This window comes from Streptomyces flavofungini (genome assembly GCF_041028215.1).
Lineage (GTDB): Bacteria > Actinomycetota > Actinomycetes > Streptomycetales > Streptomycetaceae > Streptomyces > Streptomyces flavofungini_B.
The window spans coordinates 1-9,359 of sequence record NZ_JASKYR010000270.1 but is presented as its reverse complement, the minus strand read 5'-3'; the positions used below and the strand labels follow the sequence as shown (position 1 = coordinate 9,359).

Sequence of the window (9,359 nt, the reverse complement as noted above, 5' to 3'; positions counted from 1 at the left end):
CCGCTGGTGTGGTTCAGGAGCTGCCGCGCGCATGGCMCCGGGYCACGCTGCGGCAGCCGGGGAAGCACCTTGCCGATGGTGTCGTCCAGACGCAGCTTCCCCCGGCCGACGAGCCGGAGGGCGACGGCACCGCTGTACGCCTTGGCCGTACTGGCGATCCGCATGTGGTCGGTGACCGCGACCGGGCGGCCGGTGCCCGTCTCGGCGGTGCCCGCCCGGAGGACCTCGACGCGGGACCCGCGCTTGAGGACGGCGATCGCTCCGGGCGGGCCGCCGGGAGCGGTGGTCAGGTCCCGTAGCTGCCCTCGCAACGCGCGGCTGTCGTCGGCGGCGACGTGCGCGGCGCCGGCCGGAGCGTTCAGCAGCCCCGCCGTGCAGGCGGCGGCCAGCAGAGTGACAAGAGGAAGACGGACCCGCGAGCGGCTGCGAACTGGCACGGAAGGACTCCTGAAGCATGAGCGCGGTGGGACGCCCAGCCTCACCCGCCGGCCGCGAACCCGCGCGCGGCGCTGCTCCATCCAGCCCCGGAACCCTTCTGATGGCCCTCCGCGGCGTCGGGGGCGCAGGCGAAGACCTGGTCGAGGCCGAGCCGGTGCAGGGTCCGCCAGAGCTGGTCGGACACGGCGACCAGAACGATCTCCGCCCGCGCGCTGCTCGCGCGGTTGCGGGCGAAGAGCAGGGCACCGATACCGCTGGAGTCACACAGCCCGAGCGCCGCCAGGTCCACGACCAGACGCTGTCCGGGCCGCAGTTCGAGCGCGGCGAGCTGGTCGCGCAGCCGGTGCGCGCTGTCGTAGTCGAGGTCACCGGCGACCTGTACGACGGGACCGGACGACACGACACGAGCGGTGACGGTGAGCGGGTTCATGTGCAGTAATTCGCCGCCAGAGGGAGTGCGGATTGGTGGACACAGCACATGGCGCGCCGCCGTCGGCCGTCTGGGCCCTCATGTGCTCCATCCCTTGTGCCCCCGCGATCGCTCTTCATCCCGGGCGGGACGCGGGCACCCGCAGCGCCGCGAGCACCGGCAGGTGATCCGTGGCCGCCCGCAGGTCCCGTTCGACAACCCCGGGCAGCCCCATCGGCACCCCGCAGCCCAGCACCTCCACCTCCCGCGTGGCGAAGACGGCGTCGATGCGCTGCAAGGGGTCACCGAGGCGGGTGGTGTGTTCCCGCCCCCACGGTTTCGCCGCCCAGCCGTCCTGGAGGGTGTTGGCGAGCAGCCCGAAGGTGCGGCCGTCGGGCCGGTCGTTGAAGTCGCCGCCGACGACGGCGTGCGGCACCTCAAGGGCCGACAGCCTCTCCAGGAGCAGTCGGCCCTGCTCGTAGCGCTCACGGTCGTCGATGCTCAGATGGCAGCTGAGGACCCCGAGCCGGGCCCCGCCGAACCGCAGCACGGCGGTCGAGAAGCCGCGTTGGTGCAGGCCGGGGGTGCGCGGCAGGAGGACGTCGGCGGTCCTCTCCACGTGGGCGCGGAGCGAGGAGAGGATCATCGGGCCGGACGCGGTGGCACCGCCCGCGACGTACACGAGACCGCTGGTACGGGCGAGCCGGGCGGCGGCCTTGCGCCAGCGGAAGAACCTCGGCGCCTCCTGGACGCAGACGACGTCGGGCCGGCAGGCCCGGATCACCCGGGCCAGGGCGGTGACGTTGTCGCGCATGGAGCGGATGTTGTAGCTCAGCACGCGCACGACCGCGCATCCGTCCGGTTCCGTCGCCGACTCGGGCAGATCCCGCACACCGCGTCCCTTCATGTCAGTCCCCCACCTGGCGCTTCGTCTTAAAGGTCCACCGGCTCCACCATCTCACCCGGTCTTCGCCGACGCTCCGGTCACCGGCTCCGGTGCGGGCGCCGGAGCCGGAGCGGGGCCGCCCTCGCTGAGGCCGAACCGGCCGTGGAACCTGCGCAGGAAGCCCGGCGCGTACCAGGCCGAGCGGCCGAGCAGCCGCATCGCGGCCGGTACGAGGATGCCGCGGACGGCGATCGCGTCGATGAGGATGGCGAGACCGCTGCCCAGGCCGAAGAGCTGCATGAAGCTGATCTCGGCGGTGCCGAAGGCGAAGAAGCTCACCGCGATCAGCGCCGCCGCGGCGCTGACGATGCGTCCGGTGTGCCCGAGGCCGTTGGCGACGGCCGATTCGTTGTCCTGGCCCAGTTCGTGCAGCTCCTTGATCCGGCTGGTGACGAACACCTCGTAGTCCATCGACAGGCCGAAGGCGACGCAGAACATCAGCACCGTCATCGACGTCTCCATCGGCTGCGGCGTGAAGCCGAGCAGACCGGAGAGGTGCCCGTCCTGGAAGATCCAGGTCATGACGCCGATGGTGGCTCCCAGGCTGACGGCGTTGAGGACGAGTGCGCGCAGCGGCTGCACGATGCTGCCGGTGAACAGGAAGAGCAGCAGGAAGGTGGTGACGGCGATCAGGCCCACGGCGAGCGGGAGCCGCCCGGCGATGGAGTCGTTGGAGTCGACCAGTTCGGCGTCGGCGCCGCCCACGAGCGGGTGCGTCCCGGTGGGCGGAGTGGTCTCGCGGACCTTCTCCACCAGGTCCTTGGCCCGGTCGGACTTCGGGGTGAGCGTGCTCACCACGTTGAGCTGCTGTCCGGCGGAGGTGCCGAGCGCCGCGTTGCCGGGTCCGGTGGGCTCGGTGCGCCCCCCGGCGTAGACGCCGGTGCTCGCCTCGACCCTGGCGATGCCGTCGAGGCGGGACAGTTGTGCCGCGTACGACTCCAGCCGGGTCTTGTCCACGGCCTCGTCGATGACGACGTGCAGGGCGGCGGCGTCGTTGCCGTGGAAGTTCTCCCGCAGCGCGGCCGAGACCTGGCGGCTCTCCGCGCCCTCGGGCAGGACGCGTTCGTCGGCCGTGCCGAAGGTGATGCCGAGGAGCGGGCCCGCGGCGAGCAGCAGGACCGCGAGCACGGGCAGCGCGGTGAGTGCGGGCCGCCGCATGACGGTGCGGGCGAGCCGTCCCCACAGCGGGGTCCCGCCCGGGGCACGGCCCGGCTTCACCCACGGCATCCGGCCGCTGTTCACCCGGTGTCCCAGGATGGTGAGCAGGGCGGGCATCACGAACAGCGTGGCGACGGCCGCGATGACCACGACGCCGACCCCGGAGTAGCCGAAGGAGCGCAGGAAGTACTGCGGGAAGACCATCAGCGCGGCGAGCGCGGCCGCGACCGTCGCCGCGGAGAACGCCACGGTGCGTCCCGCGGTGCTCATGGTCGTGCGGACGGCGTCCTCCACCCGTGCCCCCGCGGCGAGCTCCTCCCGGAAGCGGCTGATCATCAGCAGGGCGTAGTCGACGCCGAGGCCGAGCCCGAGGGCCGTGGTCAGGTTGATCGCGAAGATGGAGACATCGGTGACGCCGCCGACCAGGGAGAGCTCGGCGAACACACCGACGATGGCGATGAGGGCGATGACCAGCGGCAGCAGCGCGGAGACCACGGTGCCGAAGACGACGAGGAGCAGCAGGAGGATGAGCGGTACGGCGATCGTCTCGGCCAGGACGAGGTCCTCCTCGGTCTGCGGCCCCATCTCGTTGCTCACCCCGGCGCTGCCTCCGGCCTTCACGGTGAGCGTGTCCTCGTAGGTGCCCGCGTAGGCGTCGATGACCTCTTTGGCGTTGTCCTGCTGCTCCATGTCGTGGCCCTTCACACGGGCGAGCACGATGGCCTCCCGGCCGTCCTTGGAGCGCAGGTCGGGGCTGTTCGTGTCCCAGTACGAGACCACGTGGGTCAGCTTCTCGGCGTCCTTGAGGTCGGCGACCAGCGCCTGGCCGGTCTTCCGGGTGTCCGGGGCGTCGACGCGGCCCTTCTCGGGGCGCACCAGCAGCACCAGATTGGTCTCACCGCCGAACTTCTCGTCGATGACCGCTCTGGCCCGGGAGGACGGGGACGCCGGGTCGTCGAAGCCTCCCCCCAGCAGTTTTCCGAACGCGCCTGCGCCCAGGACGCCCATCAGGGCCACCGCGACGACGGTGACGACGAGGACCAGCCGGGACCGGCGGATTGTCAGTTCGGCTATGCGTTCGAACACGCGCACTCTCCAGCAGAGTTGAGGTGAAGGGACTTGCGGCGGCCGGAATGCGGCCCGGCACGCGGTACGCGCGCCTCATCGCCGTGCCCGACGCTAGCGGGGGACAACTTGATTTGGCAGTGTTAGATTTTCTTCACACCTTGGCCGTTCTGGTGTCGCGGCGGGCCCGGCGGCCGTACTGTCGCGGCATGTCCACCGACCAAGCACCGACGGCGCGGCCGTCCCTGCGCGAGCGGCGCCGGGCCGTCGCCGCCCAGGAGATAGTGAGCGCAGCCGAGGCCCACATCGTCGAGAACGGCCCGCATGCGCTGTCCCTGCGCGCCGTGGCCCGCGACCTCGGCATGACCGTGCAGGCGCTCTACCACTACTTCCCGAGCCGCGACGACCTGGTCACGGCGTTGATCACCAAGGCGTACGACGACCTCGCGGACGCCGTGCAGGCCGCCACCGAGGCCACGCCCGACGATCTGGACCTGCCGGGGATGGTGGTGGCCGCCGAGGGGTACCGCCGCTGGGCCATCGACCACCCCGAGCGGTTCCAGCTCCTGTACGGGGCGCCGCTGCGGCACTATCACGCGCCCGTCGACGGACCCACCACCCGGGCGAACCTGCGGATGAGCGCGGTCTTCGAGCGGGAGCTCTACCGTGGCTTCACACGGGAGCAACTGGCCGCGATCGACGTACGCTCGCTCTCCCCGGAGTTCCTCTCGCGCCTGGAGACGACGCCGATGTCGGGCGAGGAGGCCCTGCCGCCCCCGGCGACCGCCCTCATGCTGAGCGTGTGGGGGTATGTGCACGGCATGGTCGTCCTCGAGGTCTTCGGGCACACCGGTTTCCTCGGCGCCCACCAGGCCGAGCTCTACCGCATGGCGATGCGGAACCTCCTCGACGACACCCGCCGCCGCGTTCCCGCGCCGCCGTCGGGCTGAGAACGCGAAGGCGGGGCGGGSCGGACCCTTGCCGGGTCCGGCCCGCCCCGCCCCATCACGCCAGGGAAGGCCGTGCGCTTTCGCTGCGGAAGGCCGTGCGCCTCCGTTACGGGAGGCTGTGCACCTTCGGGCCGACGGCGTTCGACCACGCGTTGCCCGCCGTCGCGTCCCAGTTCGTCGACCACGTCATGGCGCCGCGCAGCGCCGGGTAGGTCTTCGACGGCTTGAAGGAGCCGCAGCCGGTGCCGCGGGTCAGGCAGTCGAGGGCGTTGTTGACGACCGACGGGGCGACGTAGCCGCTGCCCGCGCCCCGCGTCGACGCCGGGACACCGATGCCGACCTGCGAGGGATCGAGGCCGCCTTCGAGCTGGATGCAGGCCAGCGCGGTCAGGAAGTCCACGCTGCCCTGGCTGTAGACCTTGCCGTCACAGCCCAGCATCGAACCGCTGTTGTAGTACTGCATGTTGACGACCGTGAGGATGTCCTTCACGTTCAGCGCCGTCTGGAAGTAGCCGCCCGAGGTGGACTGCATGTCGATGGTCTGCGGTGCCATGGTGAGCACCATCTTCGGGCCCGCCTTCGCGGCGAGCTGGCGCAGCGCCTTCGTCATGTAGGTGGGGTTGAGGCCGTTCTCCAGGTCGATGTCGACGCCGCTGAAGCCGTACTCCTGCATCAGCGCGTAGGCGCTGTTGGCGAAGGCCGTCGCGGAGGCGTCGCTGTTGACGGAGATCGTGCCCTTCTCGCCGCCGACCGAGAGGATCACGGACTTGCCCGCGGCCTTCTTCGCGGCGATGTCCGCCTTGAAGTCGGCGGTGGAGGAGTAGCCGACGGCCGGGTCCAGGTTGAAGGTGATCTGGCCCGGGGTGGTGGTGGCGTCGGCGAAGGAGACGGCGATGATGTCGTACTCCGAGGAGACGTCCCGCAGCTTCTGCACGGTCGCGCCGTTGTTGAAGTTCTGCCAGTAGCCGGTCAGGGCGTGCTTGGGCACGGGGCCGCCGTCGCCGCCGCCGTTGCCCTTGGGGGTCTTCACCGACACCGCCGTCGACTTCGCGGACTCCCCCGCCGCGTTCGTGGCGCTCACCTGGAAGCTGTAGGTGGTCTCCGGAGTCAGACCGGTGACGGTGGTGGAGGCGCCGGTGGCCGAGGCGACCTTCGTGCCGTCGCGGTAGACCGTGTAGCCGGTCGCCGTGGACACCGGGGTCCAGGACAGGTCGACCGATGTGGATGTCGTCGTGCCCGCCGCGAGGCCGGTGGGCACGGCCGGTATCTCCACCGGGTCGGTGCCGCCGCCTCCGTCGGGTCCGAGGACGCTCACGTCGTCCGCGTAGTACGCGCTCTGTCCGTACCAGCCGTGGGTGTAGACGGTGACGGAGGTGGTGTTCGCGCCGGTGGTGAAGCTGGTGGAGAGCTGCTGCCAGGACGAGTTGCCCGGCGTCCAGGTCGACACGTCGGTGGTGCCGGTGCCGCGGGCGCCGAGGTAGGCGTAGCCGCCCTGCACCCAGCTGCTGAGCTTGTACGTCGAGTTCGGCTTCACCTTGACGATCTGGGAGCACTCGGCGTTGCTCTGGCCCGCGGGCGTGGCCTTGAGCGCCTTCGCGCCGCCGTGCACGGGGGAGGTGACGGCGGCACCGCTGTTGGCGGCACAGGTCCAGTTGCTCAGGTCCGACTCGAACCCGGCGTTCTTGGCGACGTTGACGTCCGCCGCCGCGCTGCCCGCCGCTCGGGCGTCCGCCGACTGCGCGGGTGCGGCGAGCGCGGTGACGGCGAGCGCGGCGGCCGCACCGACGGCGATCGCCGCGCCGAATCTGTGGCGGACACCGGGTCTGCCCTGACGTACACGGTCCACGGAGAGCCTCCGATGAGAGGGGGCGGAAAGGAACTTGAGGAACTCGACTGGAGGAAGTTGTCGACGGTGGCCACCGCCGTTGTGCGCAAAGTTGGTCCAGACCAATGCCGTTGTCAAGACTTCCGGCAAGACTGCTGAGGAAGCGGGTGCGGGCAGCCGCCTCCGGAAGCGCGAACGGCTCGACGGGCGCCGCGCGGTCCCGGGACCCGGCCTCGCGCATTGCCAGGGGCGTCGGTTTCGCGACAATCGAAATGTCCGGTGAACGCGGGGCCGTGACCCGCCGTATGGAAGCGGTGACAGGCGTCGGCGGTCCGGTCGCCCGCGCCGCGCGGTCCTGGCTCGTCGAGTGAAGGGAATCCGAGGACCCATGCCTCCAGAGATTGTCAGTCAGCAGGGCGCACTGGCCGGAGAGCGGTTCGGCATCGGAGCGAAGCCCCTCACGTTCGGCCGCAAACCGGCGAACGACGTGGTGATCCGCGACGCGAGCATCTCGCGGTTCCATGCCGAGGTACGCCGCGAAGGGCATGGCTTCATGCTGTACGACCTGGGCAGCAGCAACGGCACGTTCGTCAACGGGGAGCGCACGACGTCCCGCGTGCTCCAGCCCGGCGACTTGATCACGATCGGCGAGGAAACGTTCCGCTTCGATGCGGCCGGTCCGATGGAAACCATCATGGACCTCTCCGTGCTCCAGGCCCTCACACCACCGCCCGCCGAGCAGTCGGTACCGGTCCTCAAGGTCACCGTGTCGGGCGGCGGACCCGTGGGGCTGGCCTTCGCCCTGCTGCTCGAATCACTGCTCGGCGAGCGGGTCGCCATCACGGTCTACGACGGCCGCTGGACGCGCGCCGGGAACAGGGTCGTCTGGAAGGACGCCAAGCAGGGCAACGTCCGGCGGCAGCAGGTCGTCACGGTCCAGAGCCGCCAGTACCTGGGCCTCCCCCTTGAGGTCCGGGAACGGCTCTTCAGGGAGGGCACGTACAGCGAGATGTGGCCCGCGGGCCCCGACTCGATCAACGGCCACAACCCGCGTAACATCCGCATCGCCTACGTGGAGGACACGCTCCTCGATCTGGCCAACGACAAGCCGGACCGCATCCGCCTGGTCCCCGAGCGGTTCGACGCGGTCACGCACGAGAAGACCGCCGCCGCCGGCCATGTGCTCGCCATCTGCGAAGGCGGGCGTTCCCGGACGCGCGAGCACTTCGCCGAGAAGTTCGGCCAGGCCGACAAGTCGATCTACTCCCTCGAAGGCAAGCACCTTCAGGACGTGGTGCTCGGCCTGAAGGTGAAGTCGGGGCTGCCGGATGCGATGTCCGTGCTCCTGACCGTGGCGCAGAACCGCTTCCTCCTCAACTCCCTGCGCGGCGAGGGTTTCCTCAACATGCGGCTCACCGACGAGGAGGCGAAGGAGGTGGTCGGCATCGACCCCGTACGCCAGGTGTTCGAGGAGTGCATCGCCTCACGGCCGTGCGTGATGAACCGGGGCGAGGACGGCGACTTCCGCTGCGACACCCACAGCACGCTCTTCCTGCCCGCCCTGATCAAGGGGTCGGCGCTGTGGAAGCGGGTCAAGGAGGGCCTCGCGCTGTTCGCGGTGCCCGAGTCCGACCTGACCGCCGTGACCGCGTTCCGCCTCGACATGGTGCAGCGTCCCCGGTTCACCGCGCGGCTGTACCCCCGGACGTCCGCCGGGCCCGGCACGTACGGTTTCCTGCTCGGGGACGCCGCCAACGCCATTCACTTCTGGCCGGGACGCGGCCTCAACAGCGGCTGGGGCTCGGTCATCTCGCTCGCCAGGTCGCTCAGCGGCACCTGGCGGGGGCGGCCGTTCCGCGACGCGGACTTCGTGCGCCACGAGGCGGCCATGTCGATGCTCCAGTACCGGCACAAGAGCCGCGCCTGGAACTCGATGATCACCACCGACGAGCACGGCGTGACCCGGGCCATCAAGGACAAGATCCAGCAGAGCGTCACGGAGGCCGCGGAGGCGGGCGCGGGCCTGGACCGGGACTCCGACCTCGCGGCACTGATGACCCAGCTGCGCTCCATCCGCGACCGCCTCGCACCCCGGATCGCCGGGATGCCCGACGACGCGACGCTCCTGGAACACCTGGAGTCACTGCGCGGCCAGACCCTGTACACCCTGGTCCGCAGCGGTGCCTGGGACACGCAGATCGTCGGCGGCGAGGAGGTCGACATCGACATCTTCTATCCCGCGGAGCGACTGGATTCGGCCCGGGAAGACGCGCCCCGGCCCGCCGAACGGCCCGCGCCGTCCGAAGGCGTCGCGGAGTTCGCCGAACGGTGCCGGGAACAGGACAGTGTGCCCAGCGCCTAGGTGTATTGATCACCAGCATTGTCGACGGCGGCCCGCAGCCGCAGCCATCCGGGATCCGCCGCGCTCGTGGCGGTCACGGTCTCCAGGTCCTCCGCCGCCCAGGACCACGATCCGTCGGTGAGCAGCAGGTGCGTCTCCGGATCGCCGTCGTCGGGGATCTCCGGAACGCCCTGTACCTCGGAGAGCCCCTCGGGGGCCCACCGCAC

At 70.7% G+C, this 9,359-nt stretch carries 7 protein-coding genes and 1 pseudogene; 2 read left to right on the top strand and 6 right to left on the bottom strand.

The genetic code is table 11. The annotated features are described in order from the left end of the window. The 4 genes from AB8Z36_RS19605 to AB8Z36_RS19590 all read right to left on the bottom strand — a co-directional run. Window positions 1-437: serine hydrolase (locus AB8Z36_RS19605; protein WP_369214639.1), on the bottom strand; the 437-nt coding region annotated here is incomplete at its 3' end. A 41-nt stretch (window positions 438-478) separates the two neighbouring features. Further along, the gene (locus AB8Z36_RS19600) at window positions 479-868 is read right to left on the bottom strand and encodes an STAS domain-containing protein (RefSeq protein WP_369214638.1); all 390 of its coding nucleotides are present in this window, start codon (window positions 866-868) and stop codon (window positions 479-481) included. Window positions 869-983: 115 nt separating this feature from the next. Further along, the gene (locus tag AB8Z36_RS19595) at window positions 984-1,754 is read right to left on the bottom strand and encodes an endonuclease/exonuclease/phosphatase family protein (protein WP_369214637.1); all 771 of its coding nucleotides are present in this window, start codon (window positions 1,752-1,754) and stop codon (window positions 984-986) included. A 51-nt stretch (window positions 1,755-1,805) separates the two neighbouring features. Next, entirely contained in the window at window positions 1,806-4,037 is a 2,232-nt protein-coding gene (locus tag AB8Z36_RS19590; RefSeq protein WP_369214636.1) for an MMPL family transporter, read from the bottom strand. A 188-nt stretch (window positions 4,038-4,225) separates the two neighbouring features. On the opposite strand from AB8Z36_RS19590, the gene AB8Z36_RS19585 reads away from it, so the two are divergent. Beyond that, entirely contained in the window at window positions 4,226-4,966 is a 741-nt protein-coding gene (locus AB8Z36_RS19585; protein ID WP_369214635.1) for a TetR/AcrR family transcriptional regulator, read from the top strand. A gap of 106 nt (window positions 4,967-5,072) precedes the next feature. On the opposite strand, the gene AB8Z36_RS19580 is transcribed toward AB8Z36_RS19585, so the two are convergent. Beyond that, window positions 5,073-6,812, bottom strand: a complete 1,740-nt coding sequence (locus tag AB8Z36_RS19580; RefSeq protein WP_369214634.1) for a chitinase — start codon at window positions 6,810-6,812, stop codon at window positions 5,073-5,075. Window positions 6,813-7,179: 367 nt separating this feature from the next. On the opposite strand from AB8Z36_RS19580, the gene AB8Z36_RS19575 reads away from it, so the two are divergent. Further along, window positions 7,180-9,153: an FHA domain-containing protein gene (locus AB8Z36_RS19575; protein WP_369214633.1), complete on the top strand. Its 1,974-nt coding sequence runs from the start codon at window positions 7,180-7,182 to the stop codon at window positions 9,151-9,153. Here the strand turns inward: AB8Z36_RS19575 and AB8Z36_RS19570 are convergent. After that, window positions 9,150-9,359: pseudogene (locus tag AB8Z36_RS19570) on the bottom strand (hypothetical protein); the annotation flags it as partial. The gene AB8Z36_RS19575 and the pseudogene AB8Z36_RS19570 overlap by 4 nt on opposite strands.

What these genes read in the sequence shown, in the direction of transcription:
- AB8Z36_RS19600 (WP_369214638.1), bottom strand. Translation starts at nt 868, where the DNA reads ATGAACCCGCTCACCGTCACCGCTCGTGTCGTGTCGTCCGGTCCCGTC.
- AB8Z36_RS19595 (WP_369214637.1), bottom strand. Translation starts at nt 1,754, where the DNA reads ATGAAGGGACGCGGTGTGCGGGATCTGCCCGAGTCGGCGACGGAACCG.
- AB8Z36_RS19585 (WP_369214635.1), top strand. Translation starts at nt 4,226, where the DNA reads ATGTCCACCGACCAAGCACCGACGGCGCGGCCGTCCCTGCGCGAGCGG.
- AB8Z36_RS19575 (WP_369214633.1), top strand. Translation starts at nt 7,180, where the DNA reads ATGCCTCCAGAGATTGTCAGTCAGCAGGGCGCACTGGCCGGAGAGCGG.